The 18,394-nt window shown below is 60.4% G+C and carries 14 protein-coding genes and 1 pseudogene; 7 read left to right on the top strand and 8 right to left on the bottom strand.

Annotated features, from left to right (window positions below):
• Positions 1-22: 22 nt before the first annotated feature.
• The 7 genes and pseudogenes from BUB04_RS10075 (at position 23) to BUB04_RS10045 (ending at position 10,839) form a co-directional block, all read left to right on the top strand.
• A complete protein-coding gene (locus BUB04_RS10075; RefSeq protein WP_073038948.1) occupies positions 23-1,987 on the top strand; it encodes an OPT family oligopeptide transporter in 1,965 nt (654 codons plus the stop codon).
• The gene (locus BUB04_RS10070) at positions 1,987-3,357 is read left to right on the top strand and encodes a TIGR04282 family arsenosugar biosynthesis glycosyltransferase (RefSeq protein WP_073038946.1); all 1,371 of its coding nucleotides are present in this window, start codon (positions 1,987-1,989) and stop codon (positions 3,355-3,357) included. The genes BUB04_RS10075 and BUB04_RS10070 overlap by 1 nt, the downstream gene beginning before the upstream one ends.
• Positions 3,329-4,471 carry an iron-containing alcohol dehydrogenase gene (locus BUB04_RS10065; protein ID WP_073038944.1) on the top strand — a complete coding sequence of 381 codons (1,143 nt, stop codon included), beginning with the start codon at positions 3,329-3,331 and terminating at the stop codon, positions 4,469-4,471. Before BUB04_RS10070 ends, BUB04_RS10065 begins: the two co-directional genes overlap by 29 nt.
• On the top strand, positions 4,471-5,664 hold the full coding sequence (locus BUB04_RS10060; protein ID WP_073038942.1) for a two-component system sensor histidine kinase NtrB: 1,194 nt from the start codon (positions 4,471-4,473) through the stop codon (positions 5,662-5,664). Before BUB04_RS10065 ends, BUB04_RS10060 begins: the two co-directional genes overlap by 1 nt.
• Positions 5,661-7,004, top strand: a complete 1,344-nt coding sequence (locus tag BUB04_RS10055) for a sigma-54-dependent transcriptional regulator (protein WP_073038940.1) — start codon at positions 5,661-5,663, stop codon at positions 7,002-7,004. Before BUB04_RS10060 ends, BUB04_RS10055 begins: the two co-directional genes overlap by 4 nt.
• A gap of 383 nt (positions 7,005-7,387) precedes the next feature.
• Positions 7,388-8,554, top strand: a complete 1,167-nt coding sequence (locus BUB04_RS10050; protein ID WP_073038938.1) for an iron-containing alcohol dehydrogenase — start codon at positions 7,388-7,390, stop codon at positions 8,552-8,554.
• A 547-nt stretch (positions 8,555-9,101) separates the two neighbouring features.
• A pseudogene (locus tag BUB04_RS10045) lies at positions 9,102-10,839 on the top strand (aldehyde ferredoxin oxidoreductase family protein).
• Between the two features lie 629 nt (positions 10,840-11,468).
• Here the strand turns inward: BUB04_RS10045 and BUB04_RS10040 are convergent.
• The 8 genes from BUB04_RS10040 to BUB04_RS10005 form a co-directional block, all read right to left on the bottom strand.
• Positions 11,469-11,882 (bottom strand): response regulator, encoded by a 414-nt coding sequence (locus BUB04_RS10040; RefSeq protein WP_073038937.1) that lies wholly within the window; start codon positions 11,880-11,882, stop codon positions 11,469-11,471.
• Between the two features lie 89 nt (positions 11,883-11,971).
• Positions 11,972-13,222 (bottom strand): MBL fold metallo-hydrolase, encoded by a 1,251-nt coding sequence (locus BUB04_RS10035; protein WP_073038935.1) that lies wholly within the window; start codon positions 13,220-13,222, stop codon positions 11,972-11,974.
• Positions 13,223-13,370: 148 nt separating this feature from the next.
• Positions 13,371-13,790: a hypothetical protein gene (locus tag BUB04_RS10030; protein WP_073038932.1), complete on the bottom strand. Its 420-nt coding sequence runs from the start codon at positions 13,788-13,790 to the stop codon at positions 13,371-13,373.
• Position 13,791: 1 nt separating this feature from the next.
• Positions 13,792-14,082: a hypothetical protein gene (locus BUB04_RS10025; RefSeq protein WP_073038930.1), complete on the bottom strand. Its 291-nt coding sequence runs from the start codon at positions 14,080-14,082 to the stop codon at positions 13,792-13,794.
• Positions 14,083-14,089: 7 nt separating this feature from the next.
• On the bottom strand, positions 14,090-14,317 hold the full coding sequence (locus BUB04_RS10020; protein ID WP_073038928.1) for a hypothetical protein: 228 nt from the start codon (positions 14,315-14,317) through the stop codon (positions 14,090-14,092).
• A 20-nt stretch (positions 14,318-14,337) separates the two neighbouring features.
• On the bottom strand, positions 14,338-14,805 hold the full coding sequence (locus BUB04_RS10015) for a hypothetical protein (protein WP_073038927.1): 468 nt from the start codon (positions 14,803-14,805) through the stop codon (positions 14,338-14,340).
• Between the two features lie 15 nt (positions 14,806-14,820).
• Positions 14,821-16,233: a CaiB/BaiF CoA transferase family protein gene (locus BUB04_RS10010; protein ID WP_073038925.1), complete on the bottom strand. Its 1,413-nt coding sequence runs from the start codon at positions 16,231-16,233 to the stop codon at positions 14,821-14,823.
• Between the two features lies 1 nt (position 16,234).
• Positions 16,235-17,722 (bottom strand): CaiB/BaiF CoA transferase family protein, encoded by a 1,488-nt coding sequence (locus tag BUB04_RS10005; RefSeq protein WP_073038923.1) that lies wholly within the window; start codon positions 17,720-17,722, stop codon positions 16,235-16,237.
• Between the last annotated feature and the right edge of the window lie 672 nt (positions 17,723-18,394).

Genomic DNA, 18,394 nt, shown 5'->3' with positions numbered 1-18,394 from the left:
ACAGCCCAAGGCGAGGATGCCGATGGTTGAAGACAAGGAACTCAAAGAATACCGAGACCTCTTGCAGCCTCCCGAAAAATTCGAAGACGGGTTCGGCTGGAAATCGGTCCTAGGCGCCATCTTCATAGGCTTTCTGATGATGCCCGGATCCATGTACCTGGGGCTGGTCATCGGAACGGGCATCGGCCCGGCGGCCCGGTGGGTCACCATCATCCTCTTTGCCGAGGTGGCCAAGCGGGCCTACACGAAACTGAGCCAGCAGGAAATCTTCGTGCTCTACTACATGGCCGGAGCGGCCATGGCCTCCCCTTTTTCGGGGCTTCTCTGGAACCAGTACCTGGTGCAGTCGGAAGCGGCCCGCATGCTGGGCCTCACCCAGTACATCCCCACCTGGGTGGCCCCCCAGCCGGGGTCCGAATCCCTGGTGGAACGAACCTTTTTCCACCGGGACTGGCTCATTCCCATCCTGCTCATGGTGGGCTTCGAACTGATCCAGGCGGTGGACCATTTCGGGTTGGGTTATGCGCTGTATCGACTCACCTCGGATGTGGAAAAACTGCCCTTCCCCATGGCCCCCGTGGGCGCCTTGGGCAACATGGCCCTGGCGGAATCGGCCGAGAAGAAGGAAACGGGCTGGAAATGGCGGCTCTTTTCCGTGGGCGGGATGATCGGGCTGGCCTTCGGGGCCCTCTACGTGCTGGTTCCCGCGGCATCGGGGGTCTTTCTATCGGAGCCCCTGAGGATCCTTCCCATTCCCTGGATCGAGCTGACGCCCGTGACCGAGGACATCCTGCCGGCCGTGGCCACAGGCATCCAGCTGGACCTGGGGCTTCTTTTCGTGGGCATGGTCCTGCCCTTCTGGGCCGTCATAGGCGGTCTGGTGGGCTTTTTCATCACCCTGGTGGCCAATCCGATCCTCTACCGCGCCGGGATCCTCCACCGGTGGCACAAGGGCATGGGAACCGTGGATACGGTCTTTGCCAACAACTTCGACTTCTACATGAGCTTCGGCATCGGAATCGGCTTGGCCATCGCCTTCATCGGAATCTTTCAGGTGGTTCAGAGCCTCCGCAGTTCCGAAATGGCGCCGTTTCGCGAGCGCGTGAAAAGGATCTTCACCCCGCCGCCGGGCCGAGGGGACTTCAACATCTGGATCGCCATCGGCATCTACGTGGCCTCCACCACGGCCTACGTGGTCGTCTCCTCCATCCTGGTGCCCGGATTCCCCTGGATTTTCCTGGTCGCCTACGGATTCATCTACACCCCCTTCATCAGCTACGTGTCCGCCCGGATGGAAGGCATCGCCGGCCAGTTCGTGAGTCTTCCCATGGTGCGGGAGGTGAGTTTCATCGCGGCCTCCAAGTTCTTCGGCTACCACGGGATCGGCATCTGGTACGCCCCCATTCCGTTCCACAACTACGGAAAGGCCACGGTGCGGTGGCGCGAAATTGAGCTCACGGGCACCAGCTTTCGGAGCATCATCAAGGCGGAAATCCTGGTCTTTCCCGTGGTGATGATTGCAAGCCTCCTCTTTTCCCAATACATCTGGAGGCTCGCGCCCATCCCTTCCAACCAGTACCCCTACGCCCAGGAATTGTGGCATCTGCAGGCGTTGAACACCCTGCTGCTGCAAAGCGCCACCCTGGAAGGCTATTCCCCCTTCTTCGAGGCCCTCAAGGTCGATTACGTGCTCTGGGGTCTGGGACTGGGAAGTGTGGCTTACTGGGCCTTGAGCGCCTTGGGATGGCCCATTCTTCTCATCTACGGCGTGGTGCGGGGGCTGGGCCAGTCCACTCCGCACGGGATCTTCCTGGAAGTGATCGGAGCCCTGCTGGGGCGCTACTACTTCGTGAAGAAATACGGCCTCGCCTGGCGCCAGTACGCCCCGGTGCTCCTGGCGGGATTCTCCTGCGGTATGGGCCTCATGGGCATGCTCGCCATGGGTTTCACACTCATCATGCGCTCTTTGGGAAGCCTGGCCTACTGATGAACCGAAACGCTCTCATTCTCTTCGCGCGCAACCCCGAACCGGGTCGAGTCAAAACACGGCTGGCCAAGCACATCGGAGATCGGGCCGCCTGCAATCTCTACGAAAGGCTCCTTCGTTTCGCCTTGGGCTTGATCGAGGATTTCCGAACAACCGCCCCCCGAACGGACGTCTTCGCGGCGGTGACGCCGGCGGAAAGCGTCCCGACCTTCCGGGACCGTTTTTCCATCCCCTGGGCGGTGTTTCCCCAGGAAGGCGACCATTTGGGTGAACGCATGGCCCTCGCTTTCCGGAAACTTTTCCTCCGAGGCTACGACCGGGTTCTCCTGCTGGGATCGGATCTCGCGGATGTGAACGCGCAAGACCTGCAAGGCGCCTTTCGGGCTCTGGATGGGGCCGAGGCGGTGCTGGGACCGGCCGAAGACGGCGGGTTCTATGCCGTGGGACTGCGACGCCCCTGCCCCGCGGCCTTCCAAGACCCGCAATGGGGCACTTCCGACGTGCTGGAGAGGACCCTGAAAGCCCTGAAATCGGAAGGGCTCGCCACGAGGCTCCTGCCCGCTCGCCGGGATGTGGACCGGCCGGAGGATCTTTCGGCCCTGAGGCGCCACTGGGCCTTTTCTTCCACCGTCTCGGTGGTCGTTCCCACCCTGGCCCCCCGTCATCAACTCATGCCGTGGATCCAAGGCCTCCGGAAGATCCTCTGGCCGGGAGACGAACTGTGCGTGGTCCGAGGCGTTTCCGGAGCCCAGGCGCCGCCCCGGCGAAGCGACGGGGTTCTCTGGCTGGAAAGTCCTCCGGGGCGCGGCCGGCAGTTGAACCACGGCGCCCGGACCACCTCGGGAAATATCCTCTGGTTCCTGCACGACGACTGCCTTCCCGGCCCTTCCGCCGCCTACCAGGTGCGAAAGATCATGCTGGATGTGCGCTTTTCCCTGGGCTGCTTCCGGTTGGGCTTTTCTCCCACGAACCGGGCGCTGGACGCCATCGCCGCCTGGGCCAATGGAAGGACCCGGATCTTTCGGCTGCCTTATGGAGATCAGGGGCTTTTCTGCCGAAGAGACGTCTTCGATGCCGTCGGGGGCTTCGCCCGGCCCTTTCTCATGGAAGACGTGGACTTCGCCAGGGCCTGCCGGAGCCACGGACGCCTGCTTTTCCTGCCGGAAACGATTTTCACCTCTCCGCGCCGCTACCTGGACCGCGGGATCCTGCGCGCATCGATCAGCAACCACCTGACGCTCTTCGCCCACTTCCTGGGCCTTTCCAACGCCACCCTCTATCAACGCTACTACAAGGGCCGGGCCCTTCCGATCAGAACCTTTCTCCCAAAAGGAAAAGACCATGGAGATCACCAAATTTTCCATCCCTGAAATCATCTTCGGCCGGGGCGCTCTCAAGTACGCCGGGCTCTGCGCCAAGCGCCTGGGAGCGGAAAAGCCCATGGTGGTCAGTGATCCGGGGCTTCGAGAGGCCGGATGGGTATCGACCCTTTTTGATGTGCTGGCCCGGGAAGGCTTGGAATGGTGCTATTTTGAAGACGTGGTCAGCAATCCCCGCGACACTCAGGTGGCGCACGGGGCTCTCTTCTACGCCGAACACAAGGCCGATGTGATCATCGCCCTGGGTGGCGGCAGCCCCATGGACGCCGCCAAAGGCATCGCCGTGGTGGTGGGAAACGGCGGAACGATTCACGACTACGAGGGAGCCAATCGGGTCCATCGGCCGCTCCCCCCCATGGTCTTCCTTCCTTCCACCGCAGGCAGCGGATCGGACATCTCCCAGTTCGCCATCATCACCGACACCCACCGACACCTCAAGATGACCATTGTCAGCCGCACTTTGGTCCCCAACATCTCCATCATCGACCCCAACGTGTTGGCCACCAAACCCCGTCATCTGATTCTGGCCGCCGCCGTGGACGCTTTGGCCCATGCCGTCGAATCGTACGTATCCGTAATTGCTTCGCCTTTTACGGAGCTCCAGTCCTTGAAGGCCATTGAAATCATCGGCAGGCAACTCCCCTTGGCCGCCCGGGATCCCTCCCCGGAAGTCTTGGAAGCCCTGAGCATCGCCAGCACCGCCGCAGGCATGGCCTTCAGCAACGCCAGCCTGGGCGCGGACCACGCTTTGGCCCATTCCCTGGGAGGCATGTTCGATGTACTTCATGGCGAGGTCCATCCGGTACTGCTCCCCAGCGTTATGAGGTACAATCTGGAAGCCACGCTGCCCAAGATGGCTCAGATAGGAAGAGTTTTGACCGGCAAAGACCTTCGAAACGACCGCAAGGCGGCCCTTGCGGGCATCGACAGACTGGAAACCCTTTTCGCCTCTTTGGGGATGAAACATCGACTTCGGGATTTGGTGCCGGAACCGTCCCAATTGCCGGATTTGTGCCGCATGGCAGCCAACGATGCCTGTCTGTTAACCAACCCCAGACCCGCCACTTGGGCGGACCTTCTGGGCATTTGCGAAGAGGCTTGGTGATGAAAGCTCCCCCCTCCCTTGAAGATCTGATCGGCATTGAGTACTCCAAATTGGGTTTTTTCCGCGAAGCCCAGGAAAAGATCGCCCAACTCCATGCCTCCACCCGGGAGTTGGAACGACGACGCCAGCAAATCCAGGCCATTCTCGATGGTATTACGGATGTTATGGCGGTAATCACCCCCGAAGGACGAATCACCTCGGTCAACCGCGCCTTTTACGACGTGTTCGGAGGCAGTTCGCCGGTCGGGCGCATCTGCCACAACGTCTTTCGAGGCGCCGAGGCTCCATGCACCCCGTGTCCGGCCCACATCGCCTTGCAAAGCAATCGCCTGTGTCGGCAGGAACACATGGTGACCATTGCCGGCGTCACCCGTCATTTCGAAATCACGGCTTCGCCCTTGAGAGACCCTCAAGGTCGGCCCTGTCACATTTTATTGCTCAAAAGAGACGTGACGGTGGAACGCCAGTACCAGGCTCAACTGAACCACGCCGAAAAGATGTCCACCGTGGGACTGCTGGCCGCCGGAGTGGCCCACGAAATCAACAATCCGTTGACGGCCATCCTGGGATTCGCCCAGGCCATCCGAAAACGCCTTCCGGACGTTCGAGACCGGCTGCCCGACGATTTCCGCGCCAGTCTGGAGGAATACACGGAGATTATCGTGGAGGAATGCGGACGCTGCCGGGAAATCGTCCAGGGCCTGCTCAGCTTCAGTCGGCCGTATTCCGGGACCCTTTCGGCCCTCAATCTGAACCAGTGCGTCGGGGAGACGCTGAAGCTCGTCCGTCACCGCCTCAAGGAGATGCCCAACGTTCGTCTCGAACAAGAGCTTGCCGAAGATCTGCCGGCAATCCGTGGCGCGCCCTCGGAACTCAAACAGCTCCTTCTCAACCTCTTGCTCAACGCCCTGGATGCTCTCCACGATTCGGGGGGAACCGTGCTCGTGCGCACGTACGTGCGCGGCGATCAGATGGTATGCCTGGAAGTTCGAGACACCGGATGTGGGATCGATCCGGAAAGTCTCGACAAGATTTTCGCACCCTTTTACAGCACCAAGCCCGTGGGCAGGGGGACCGGCATGGGTCTTTCCATGTGCTATTCCATCGCCGAGGCTCATCAGGCCTCCATGGAAGTGGAAAGCGAACCGGGCCAAGGATCCGCATTCCGGGTGGTTTTCAGGAAAATGCCATGAAGCCCATGCGCGTATTGGTCATTGACGATGAGGTATCGATCCGAAAGCTGGCGGAGCGGGAATTGGCCGCTCCTCACCGCACCGTTCTGACAGCCGATAGCGTGGCTGCAGCCAAGAAGCTGGTGCGAGAGGAAACCTTCGATGTGATCGTCGCCGACATCCGACTCCCCGACGGCGACGGATTGGACCTTTTGAGCACCTTTCGACAAACACTCCCGGACGTGGAAGTCATCCTGATCACAGGATACGGCACTATTGAGAGTGCTCTCAAGGCCGTGAAGCTGGGAGCCTATGACTACATTACCAAGCCCTTCGAGCTGGAACGGCTGGAAGTGGTCTTGGACAAGGCCTTTGAGAGGGTATGTCTCAAAAGAGAGAACCGCCGCCTGCAGCAAGGGCGTAGGGAAACGGAAGCCCCGCGTCTCGTGGGCCGATCGGCCGCCATGCGTCAGGTGGCCCGGCTCGCCGAAAAAGTCGCCCCCCATGACACGTCCGTGCTCATTACAGGTGAATCCGGCACGGGAAAAGACGTGGTGGCCCGCACCATCCACGCTCTCAGTCGCCGCTGCGATCGTCCCTTCGTGGTCAAGAACTGCGCGGCACTCCAAAAAGATCTGCTTCGAAGCGAGCTTTTCGGCTACGCCAAGGGGGCCTTCACCGGTGCCGTGGAAACGCGTGACGGGCTGGTCGCTCTGGCCGATGGGGGAACGCTCTTTCTGGACGAAATCGGCGATATGCCGTTGGACTTGCAAGGGGCTTTGCTTCGGCTACTGGAGACCAAGAGGTACCGGCGCGTCGGGGAACAGCAGGAACGCCGCGTGGACGTACGATTCCTTTTCGCCACCCATCGGGACCTCAAGGCCGAAGTGGATGCCGGGCGGTTCCATGAAGCGCTTTATCATCGGCTGAACATTTTCCACATTCACCTGCCTCCATTGCGGGACCGGCGAGAGGACATCCCTCTGCTTGTGGAGCATCTCCTGGGCCTTCTCAGCGGGCCGAGGACACCCTACCGGGTTGCGGACGAGACGTTGGCCCATCTCATGGCCTACCACTGGCCGGGGAATGTGCGGGAACTGAGGAATGTTCTGGAGCGATGCGTCATTCTGAGCGAAAACCGACTCATCCTGCCCAACAGCCTCCCCCGGGAACTGACAGGCGACCTGCACCCCGCCGGCGCCCATCCCTTCCAATGCCTTTCCCTTCAGGACATGGAACGTCTTCATATTCAAAAGATTCTGGCCCTTTTCGGTGGAAACAAGGCGGAAACGGCCCGAGCCCTGGGGATCAGCCGCCGCACCCTCTATCGAAAAATCAAAGAGTACAAGCTGGAAGACTGATCCTGCTGGGACAAGACCCCGTGTGACTTTCTGGCACACCCCGCGGAGATCGCCGGACAAAAGGATACAGCCCGAGAATCTGCGTCGATAAATCTCATGCGACGCTGAGGCCCCCTTGCTCAAGGCCGATAGGACCGTCTTTTCCGCCGGGACATGGGGGAAGGGGCAGGAGCACGGTGCGAAGTTCCATAAGGGACGGGAGCCCATTCCCTGTGTCATGCTGACCAGGCACGGGGACGGCCTTTCCGGACCTGATCACGTAACCACTTGTTTCAAATGGTTTTATTCGCTTGGCACTGATCTTGATCTCCCTGCCAGCGCGCCCTTCACAGGGAAGGTGCGCGTCCCAGGTGTTTGAAAGATGTTGCAGGGAGGTACAGATCATGGCGGTCAAAGAACAGGTTTACGGATTCTACATTCCCACGGTCACTCTGATGGGCATTGGAGCTCACAAGGAAATCGGCAATCAGATCAAGGTGTTGGGCGGAAAGAAGCCCTTTCTGTGTACAGACCAAGGAATCGTTTCAGCAGGCATCGCCGATGAGATCACTCAGATCATCAAGAAAGACACGGGGCTGGATGTGGTGGTTTTTGACGAGACGGTGCCCAACCCCACCGACGTCAACGTCCACGACGGGCTCAAGATTTTTCAGGAAAACGGCTGCGACCTGATTATCTCACTGGGAGGCGGAAGCGCCCACGATTGCGCCAAAGGAATCGGCATCGTCGCCACCAACGGCGGGCACATTCGGGATTATGAAGGCATCGACAAATCGAGCAAACCCATGCCGCCCTTCATTGCAGTGAACACCACAGCGGGAACGGCCAGCGAAATGACCCGCTTTTGCATCATCACCAACACGGACACGAAGGTCAAAATGGCCATCGTGGACTGGAGGGTCACCCCCAATGTGGCCATCAACGACCCGCTGCTCATGATGGGCATGCCTCCAGCTCTCACAGCCGCCACCGGCATGGATGCCCTCACTCACGCGGTGGAAGCGTATGTGTCCACCATCGCCACTCCCGTCACCGACGCCTGCGCCCTCAAGGCCATTGAGTTGATCGCAGACAATCTTCGAGCCGCGGTAGCCAACGGATCCGATGTGGAAGCGCGAGACAAGATGGCTTATGCGGAATACCTGGCCGGCATGGCCTTTAACAACGCGAGCCTGGGCCATGTGCATGCCATGGCCCATCAATTGGGCGGCTTCTACGATCTGCCCCACGGCGTTTGCAACGCCATCTTGTTGCCCCACGTGCAGCGGTTCAACCTGATCGCCAAGATGGACCGGTTTGTCGACATAGCTGTCGCCATGGGGGAAAACGTCACCGGACTGTCCACGCGCTCCGCAGCCGAAAAGGCCCTGGAGGCCATTACGGTCCTATCTCAAGATGTGGGGATTCCTCGCGGGCTGAGCGAACTGGGGGTCAAGGAAGAGGACATTCCCACCATGGCGGAAAACGCCCAAAAGGATGCTTGCGGCTTGACCAACCCCAGGTGCCCCACTTTGGAGGATGTGATTCAAATTTACAAGAATGCCTTGTAAGTTTGCTGTCTGAATCTGCGCGCAACGCACGTGCGCTCTTGGGCCTGTCTGACAACTCCTCCAACCGTCACTCCCGCGCAAGCGGGTGTCCATAACGTTCTGAACATTTTGGATCCCCGCTCCCCGTTCAGGCCGGGGACAAGCTTCGCAGGGATGACGAATGGCCGTTAACCGGTGCAAATCAGTCATTGTCGGACAGGCACCTTTGGACTTTCAGATTGGCGGGGTCCGCATCCCCGATTCCCGCTTGGGAATCGGGGATCTTCTTTCCCTTATGCTTCTTCTTGTGTTCTCGTCGGGACAAAAAGCCGACGGGAAGAGGGCGTTATGCCTTTTTTGGCAGATTTACAGCGTATCCGAAAATCGTTACATAGTATCAGTGCCTTCGGGCGATCCTACAGACAATGCGCGGAAAGTCCGGCTTCTGGTACCGCGCAGCGTTTGATGTTCATGTATCGGGCCCTGCCACGGTCCCGGCGATGAGTCTTTGAGACGGCAAGTGGTTCCGGACCCTTTCATCATGTCCCTTACCTTAAAGGAGGATGCCATGGACAAGATCTTGCGTATCGACATGGGAGCCGAGGGAGGCCCCAAGGTTTCGGTGGAACCTGTTGGAGACTATGCGGGGCTGGGGGGGGCGTGCCCTCACGTCGGCCATCGTGTCCAAGGAGGTGCCGCCCACCTGTCATCCCCTGAGCGCCCAGAACAAGCTGGTGATCGCCCCGGGACTCCTGAGCGGGAGCGCCGGTGCCATGAGCGGCCGCATTTCCGTGGGCTGCAAGAGCCCCCTCACCGGCGGCATCAAGGAAGCCAACGCGGGCGGTCAGGCGGCGCAGGTCCTGGGACGATTGGGCTATGCGGCCATCGTGTTGGAAGGCAAACCCAAGGATGACACGCTCTACAAGGTCTTCATCAACAAGGACGGCGTAAAGGTCCTTCCCGCCAACGACCTCAAGGGGCTGGGCAACTACAAGACGGTGGAAAAGGCCAAGGAAGAGTTCGGTGACAAGATCGCCTGCATCTCCATCGGCCAGGCGGGCGAGATGAAGCTGGGCGCCGCCTCCATCGCCTGCACGGATCCGGAACTTCGGCCCACGCGCCACGCGGGCCGCGGGGGCGTGGGAGCCGTCATGGGATCCAAGGGCGTGAAGCTCATCGTCCTGGACGATACGGGCATGAAGATGCGCTCGCCCAAGGACCCGGAAGCCTTCAAGGACGCCAACAAGCGCTTCGTGGAAGGGCTTCGCAAACACCCGGTGACGGGCGAAGGACTCCCCGCCTACGGGACCAACGTCCTCACCAACGTGATCAACGAAGCCGGCGCCTACCCCACCTTCAACTTCAAGGAAGGCCGTTTCGCCGGAGCCGCCAAGATCAGCGGCGAGACCCAGGCGGAAACGGAAAAGGCCCGGGGCGGCAACCCCACCCACGGCTGCCACCGAGGCTGCGTCATCCGCTGCTCGGGCGTCTACGTGGACAAGGACGGCAACTACGTGACCAAGCAGCCCGAATACGAGACCGTCTGGGCCCACGGCGGCAACTGCGGCATCGACGATCTGGACGCCATCGCCCAGCTGGACTTTCTGGATGACGACATCGGGCTGGACACCATCGAAATGGGCGCCACCATCGCCGTGGCCATGGACGCCGGACTGGCCAAGTTCGGAGACGCCCAGGCGGCCATCGAGCTGGTGAAAGAAGTGGGCAAGGGCACGCCCCTGGGACGCATCCTGGGAAGCGGCGCGGCGGTCACCGGCAAGGTCTTCGGCGTGGAACGCGTGCCGGTGGTCAAGGGCCAGGCCATGCCCGCCTACGATCCCCGGGCCGTCAAGGGCATCGGCGTCACCTACGCCACCAGCACCATGGGGGCCGACCACACGGCGGGTTACGCCGTCGCCACCAACATCCTGAAGGTGGGCGGCGACGTGGATCCCCTCTCCCCGCAAGGCCAGGTGGAGCTTTCCCGGAACCTTCAGATCGCCACGGCGGCCATCGATTCCACGGGCATGTGCCTGTTCATCGCCTTCGCCATCATGGACCAGCCCGAAACCTTCCAGGCTTTGATCGACATGATCAACGCCTTCTACGGTCTGAACATGACGGCGGATGATGTGACCGAGCTGGGCAAGAAGGTACTGGCCATGGAACGGGAATTCAACCTGAAGGCCGGCTTCACGTCCAAGCACGATCGCCTGCCGGACTACTTCAAGAACGAACCCATCCCGCCGCACAACGTGACCTTCGACGTTCCGGACGAAGATCTGGATCAAGTCTTCAACTGGTAGCCGCACGAAAAAGGGGCGGTTCCCCAACCGCCCCTTTTAGTCGTGGGTCTCCCCGCTGCAGCCAACGGCGTTCCCCCGTGCACCTTTGAAAAGGGGGAGAGTTCCCGCCCAAGAGGACGAAGCCATCGGTGTCGATTCCTCCGCATTGCCCACTGAAATTCCCGCGGAGGCTCTCCAACAACTCCCGAAACCGTCACTCCCGCGCAAGCGGGAGCCTATAATTTGCTGTAAGACCCGGATCACCGCTTCATGGACGATGACGGGCGAACACTGAATAGGAGCGAAGGATCTTTCGCTCCTATCCCCCGTATCACCATCCCTGGAGCCCGTCTGAGAACTCCGGGCATGACCGCTTTTTTCGTAGCGCAGCCCTTTAGGGCTGCGGAGCAATCCTCGAACTTCGGGCAGACCTTCGGGTATTCCCTATGACTTCATGGGGTTACGATGTCCCCTTTCCGCGGTGCTGAAGCCCCGCGGCTACGAAGGCAACCCAAATCTCCGGCATCTCGAGCCGGAGAGCCATTGTCGGACAAGCTCCTAGCCATCCGGGACTCCAAGACAGATTCGTTGATCCGACAGGCGTAGCGCTTCAGTTACGGCGGGTTCTTTTTTGCAAGGAGGGGAATAGGTCAGGAGGGGCGTCCGGCGTCCTCCTTTTCCGGCCGGTTCGAATCGGTGGGCCTAGCCGCATCTTCGGGAAAGTCCGCCAGGATGTGACGCACCATGGTTTCCATCTCCCACGGCGCGTAGGGTTCCACCACACACCCGTAGACGCCCGCCTCCATGGCTTCCCGGATGAGCGTGCGGCTTTCGCGGCTGCAGAGCAAAATCATGCGGCAGCCCGCACACGCCCGCCGAATCCGGCTGTAGAGCGTGGGTCCGTAGTGTTGGATGATCCCGCTGTCCAGAAACACGATCCCGCGCCTGGCCGGTGAAAGCTCCTGCAAGAGGTCCGCTTCCGATTCCACGGCCCGCGCCCGATACTCATTGCGAGCCAGGACCCCGAGCACATGGTCGCGCGTCTCCGGCTGGGATATCCACACAACTATAGTGGGCGGCTCCCTGTTTAAAGCCATCGGACTCGAATATCTTTCGTCCCGGCACCCTCAGATCCCTGTGCCGGTTGTGGGTTCTAGCGGGACGGGTTTTGGGCCGACTCCTTCCGGGCCTCTGCTTTCTTGAGAAACTCTTCCTTGAATCGACCCACGAATTCTTCTTGAAAAACCTCGATATCCAGAGCCTCTTCCTGACGCCCCGAAAGGTAGAGCGCCATTCCCTTGTACATTTGCACATCCTTGAGTTCCGGGTTCTCCTGGAGCAGCGCGTCAAAGTGATCCAACGCCTCGGCGTATCGCCCCACGCCCATGAGGGCGTAGCCGCGGGCGGTCTTTACGAAAACCGGGTCCGCATCCTCCGATGTCCCCACCAGGGCCTCCAGCTCGGAGACGGCGACCAGGGACTCCTCGAAACGTCCCATATCATTGAGACACATGACCTTGATGCGAAGGGCCCGGGCATCCCCGGGCTGGAACCGCAAGGCCTTGTCCGCGCAATACAAGGCCTCCACCAGCAGGCCCTTTCCGATCAGGTGTCGAGCCGCCACCTCGCACGACACTTCCGCCTCGGCTCCGATCATGTGCTTGATCATCTCCTCATAGCTGGCCTCCACCACCCTCTTGCCCAGGTCCTTGACCGGCCATCCGTGGCCGGGCAGAAGATGGGTGACGGGAAGTTCCAAGAGTTCCCGTAAGGCAAAGAGAAGATGATCGAGCCGCCCGCCTCCGTGCTTGTCGGGCGCGGAAAGGCCGTGGGGCAACACGGCGTCCCCACTGAAAAGGACGCCCGAATCCCGGTGGAAAAAACAGACTCCGTCCGCGGTATGCCCCGGGGTGTAAATCACTTCCAGCTGAAACCGTCCCGTGGACAAGGTTTCTCCTCCGCGAACAAGGCGCACCGGAAAGCCCAGTTCCTCAAGATTCTTCTTGAGCTCCTCGGGGCCCGCCTCGTGCATCACCACCTCCATGGCGGCCTTTTCCCGGATCGCCTTGTACTTGGCGAGCTCCAGGACCCCCATGGCGTGATCGAAATGACCGTGGGTCACCCAGACGCGTTTCGCCTGCGCCGGATCGAACCCCAGATCAAAAAATTGCAAAAAAGCCGTGTAATCGTTTCCCGGGTCGATGATGGTGAAGCCGTCGTCTTCCACGACGTACACATTGGACGAAAAGTCATAGCCTTCCAGAAAAAACGTTCGTTCCAAAAGCGGATCTTCAAGCTCGAAAAGCTCGGACAGTCGGGTCCAGGCTTGCGTCGGTTTTTCCAGATCATAGGGGGTGCATTTCAGGTTGTCGTCCTTGGGGATCTGGGGCATGGGGTGCATCATGGGATCCTTTCGCTCCTTGGGGTGCAGGAATCGTCCGGTTCGTTTCCTATGCACACGGCGGGCGCGAAGTGATTGATGGCGGGACGCAACGGAAACGGCCCTCCACCATCCGGCCGGAGCCGATGATGGAGGGCCCGCGTTCGCGCGCTTAGGGCGCCGCATAGGGCAGGAAGTAGCTGAGTTTCATCTTTTCCGTGGGCCACCACTTGGTCTTCTTTTCCTCACCGGGATACACATCCTGCTCGTTGATCTTGTTGATCACCAGCTCGATGAAATGGAACTCGGTGAGTTCGTACTTGGTGATCACCTCGGGAGGAAGCACCACCGCGTAACCCGTTTCCTTGGAGGTTTCCCAGCGGAAGTCCTCGTTGGGCTCCGCCGTCTTCTCCCCCTTGGGGTTGTAGACGGCCAAGAGCCGCCCGATCACCTTGTCGCCGGGCTTGACCTTGAAATCATTGTACACATCATCGGGCAGGTACCACCAAAGGGCCCGGTAGCCCGTCTTCACGTAACCCCTGACCAGCATGGGGTCGAATCCGCACACACTCACTCGGCATTTTTCGGGCATGCTAACCCTCCTTGTTGAAAGACGCCCGCAGGTCCTTGGCTTGCATGTAGCAGAAGTCCAGAAAGTCGCTCACCTGTTGGTCGGTCAACTGCTCGGTCACGTGCATCCGCCGGACGAAGGGAACCATGTACTCCTCGATCTCCTGGACGAACTCCAGGACCAGGAAGTCGTTGTCCCCCTCGTCGCCGGCCATGCCCTGGTAGCTGGCCTTCCAGGTGAGCACCATGGACTTCAGGTGCTCCAGTTCCTGCGTCGCCATGATCCGTGCCTGTTCCAAAGTCACTTGTTGCATGGCCGCCCTACTTTTTGGATTCAAAGGCATAGCATTTCTTCACCACGTTGAAGTCCGCCACGCACCAATAGTGGGGCCAGTGGATCTTCTTGCACCAGCCGATGATGTCCGCCGGCGGGAACTTGGAACCCTTGAGAACGGGTTTCAAATGCGCGCACTGCCAGCAGATATGGTCGCTTTGCTTTTCCGGCACCAGGACGGTGTCCAGGAACTGTCTTGGAGTCAGCTCTGCCATGGTCGCACCACTCCTTTCTTTTACCAGTCACTCACTTCGCCCTTCTTGAGCTTCTCCTGGAACTCCTCCCATACCTCGGGCGAAAGCTTCTGAATGTCCCAGGTAAAGCCGCAGGATCCCGCCACTCCCGTGGACGGGGGCTGCGGGCGCCAGCCGCGGACCGGGCGACCTCGCGCGCTGAACTTCACCATGTCCGCCCTTCCCAGATAGATGTGGCGGGGAAGACAGTTGTAGGGCCGGGTCTTGCCCTCGGTGCCGGGAAGAATCTGCTCGTAGCCCTGGTTGGGCTTGTCGGCATAGACGGGCAGGATGTCCTCCTTTTCCCCCGGCTTCTTGTCCGGGCCTTTGTACATGTGGCCCTGGATCATGTAGACATAGTAGACGTTTTCACACCCGGCGCACTTGATCTTCCCCTCCCAATTCCAAAAGTAGTAGGGGTCGAGGTAGTTCACCGTGTCGCAATCCTTGCACCAAATGATGTCACACATCGGCCGTTCCTCCCTCTAGATGAGGTTCTTTTCGTACCATTGCTCGATCTTGCTCATGGGGTAGCCGAGCATCTCGTGATAGATCTTCACGTTGTCGGCCCCCACCGGCCGCCAGATCCAGTTGACACGGCGCGGCGTCTTGCTCATGAGACCGCAGCTGTAGCCGCTCTGGATGAGCACGTCGCCGAAGACCGGATCATCCAGCCACCGGATGGTGCCCCTCTGACGGAAGTGCTCGCACTCGTAGACTTCCTTGTCGTTCATGACGGGCATGGCCAGAAGGCCCGCGTCGGTGAGGGTCTTCACCACTTCCGAGCGGGTCTTGTCGGCGGCCCAGTCTTCCAGGGCCTTGTAGATGACCATCTGGGCTTCGGGCTTCACGCGATCCTGGAGGGTCTTGTACTGGTCGTACAGGTCGTTTCGGCCCACGATGGCGCACAGCTCCTTGAAGTCCGCATCGTTGAAGGCGCTCACCACGGCGTAGCGGGCCTCGTACTTGAGCTGCGGGTTGGGCTCGTCGGGATAGTCGCTCTTGCCGCACAGGATGATCCCGTGGACGCACAGCTGGGTGTCCCAGTTGCCCCAGCGCTGGCGCACGATGCCGAACCGGCCGTAGAGCGGAACGGTGTAGCCCAGGGCGCGGGTGGCCGCCTGCACCTGGGAAAACTCGATCATGGTGCCGAGCCCCGTCTTGCGGCGCCAGTAAAGGGCCGCCAGAATGGCCACGGTGATCTGGGTGCCCGAATACCAGTCGATGCACCAGTTGGAGTGCTTGGTACAGTGGCCGCCGAAGTCTTCATGGAAGCCCGTGACGCTGGCAAGGCCTGCGTGGGCCTGACCCAGGATGTCGTAGGAACCGCCGAAGACCTTGGGACCGTAGCCGAAGCCGCCGCCCCACACGTAGATGAACCGGGGATTGAGCTCCTGGAGGTACCGGTAGCTCTGTTTCCACCGGTCGAAGGTGCCGGGCCGGTAGCACTCGGTGAGACCGTCGGAGAGCTTCACCAGCCGGTAGAAGGCCTCCTTCATCTCATCCACATGGTAGTCCATGGTGATGTAGTACTCATTGGAATTGGCGTTGGTGAACCCCAGGCCCGTTCCCGTCATGGGGCGACTGTCGTGCAGCGGATAGAGATAGCACTCGTTGAAAGGCGAGGTGTGGCGCATGGGGTCGCCCATGCGGGGCATCTCCACCTTGATGCACTCGGCCCCCAGCTCGGCCAGGTTGGCCACGGAGTGGGGCGTGAAGATGTACATGGTGGTGCTCAACCACCGAATACCCTTGAGGGACTCCGGCTTGGTCTTCTCCTGTCCGGGGGCGAAGACCTTGCGGCACCACTCCTCATAGGGCATCTTCATCTCTTCCAGTTCCCCCTGGCTTTTGGGCCCTGGCAGATCTTCGATTCGCGTCACTCTCTGATCTTTCATCTTAGACCACTCCTTGTTCCTTGAGTTCCCTCAGTTCGCTCTGGCCGATGCCGAGGTACTTCATGAACACTTCGGGGTTGTCGTAGCCGAGGGGCCGCCCGAGCCACTTGACCCGCGCCGGGGTCCGCATCTGGTAGGCATTGGTGGACTCGGCATACATGAGGGTCCCGTACTGCTCGTCCTCCAGCACGTTCACCCAAGGCCGATACTTGAAGTGCGGAAACTCCGCCACTTCGTCGATGTAGAGGAGCGGGCCGGCCGCGATTTCATACTGCATGAGCTTTTCTTCGGCTTCCACGCGGTTGATGTTCCGGAGCCACATGGTGGTCATGGTGTAGGTCTTGGTGAGCGCCTGGAGGGCATTGCGGGCGGCCATTTCCTTGAGGAGCGGGTCTTCGTGGATCAGACGGCCGAAGATGGGCAGCTCGCGCTCAATGCACATACCGATCCGGTACCAGAGGCGGTCCGTCTGGCCGCCGATCATCATGTAGCCGTCTTTACAGGGGTTCCAGGCATACTGGTTCAGGTTGGGATCCCAACCGCCCGTGCGGGCCTTGATGCTCTTGTTGAACCCGTACCAGGTGATGTCGAAGTCCAGGATGTCCATGAGGGCTTCGGCGGCCGTGGTCTCGATGAACTGACCTTCGCCGCTGAATTCATCCCGCCAGAAAAGGGCCGCCAGGGCGTTTACCGCCGTCTGCTCGCCGGCCACATAATCGGCGAACCACACGCCGGAGCGGGTGGGGTCGCCGCCCTTGCCGCGCGGCAGCAGGTCCTCGGGAAAACCCGTGTTGTGAATGAAGGAACAGGCCGCCTGGCCGAAGGGATCGAGCATCCACTGGCCGAACTTGGACACTTTGTCCTTCATGGGGCCCCATTGACCGTGCTCGCCCACCCAACAATAGATGAGCTTGGGATTGATCTGGGAAAGCTGCCGATAGCCGATGCCCCGCTCGTCCATGTAGCCGGGCGGATACTCTTCGATGAGGATATCGGCGTGCTCGGCAAGCTTGGTGTAGAGCTCCCGGCCCTTTTCGGTTTCCAGATTGATGGTGACCGAATAGGCGTTGCGGAGTTCATGGATGAAGTCCAGACCGCACTTGTCGCCGTTTTTGTCCTCCAGCATGTACTCTTCACGGCCGAAGGGGGTGAGTTTCCGGAGCGGGTCCCCCTCGGGCGGCTCCACATTGATCAGCTCCGCCCCCAGCTCACTCAAAAGTCCCGCGGCAAACTTGTGGCCCATGCGCCACAGTCCGCAAGACAAAACCCGAACCCCCTGCAGGGCTTCGGGCTTGTCCTTGGCGTAGTCGATGCGAAGATTGTCCTCGCACCACTTACCGAACTCCTCCGCCTTCCTCCTGGCATAGACTGCCATGACCTCTTCTTGGGAAGGCGGCGGGGTCACCGGCCAAGGCCGCACATCGGGCCCCATCAATGGAAGGGTGTCCTCCCGACTGTTGATTTCCACTTCCCGGATTTTCTGCGCCATGTTTTGACCTCCCGTGGTCCCATTTCCATCCATACCCGCCTACCACTCGTCGTACGCCCCGCGCCCGTAACCGGGCGTCACCCGCGGCGCGGGCCATCCTGGAATTTGTCCGCCTTCTCCCACCTCCTTTCCTCTTGGTCTGGCGTGCCCGGATAGATCCGCCGCCGGGCACCGACCCACTTCCGAACGGACAAAAACCCCGGCACGCGGCACCGTCACACGGAACCGCCGGTTGGAAGCAAACATGTGAACGGCCGGGGCTCCTCCGCCCTCATCGGTTCCCGCCGGGTTTTGGTCCCGGGCGTGAGGCCCGCAGACGAACGTGCCCGAAACGGGCCCAGCGCTCAAAACTCAAACGATTGGAATCTCTAGATAGAAACAGCTTTGGGAAGAACCGCACCGGAGAAGAGCGTGCACCGGGAGATCGGATACGCACCCAGATGGATCCACCTCACGGGCGCATGAACCGGGAGCACAAAAAGATCGGCAGAATTCACCCTCGATCAGGGGAAAACAGCTTATCTTCTAATATGTCAAAAAGTACGCCAGATGACCGGCCTCGTTTTGTGTTTCCTTTCACATCCCCATTTCCTATGAGGTTTGAGGCCCTTGACGAGACAACGAAGTTCACCGCACCTCCCCGCCGGGCCTCCTTTCGGGGCGGGTGACCAA

Origin of the sequence: Desulfacinum infernum DSM 9756, assembly GCF_900129305.1 — a bacterium.
GTDB lineage: Bacteria > Desulfobacterota > Syntrophobacteria > Syntrophobacterales > DSM-9756 > Desulfacinum > Desulfacinum infernum.
Note: the sequence above shows the minus strand (reverse complement) of the source record. Positions and strands in the feature narration are given on the sequence as shown.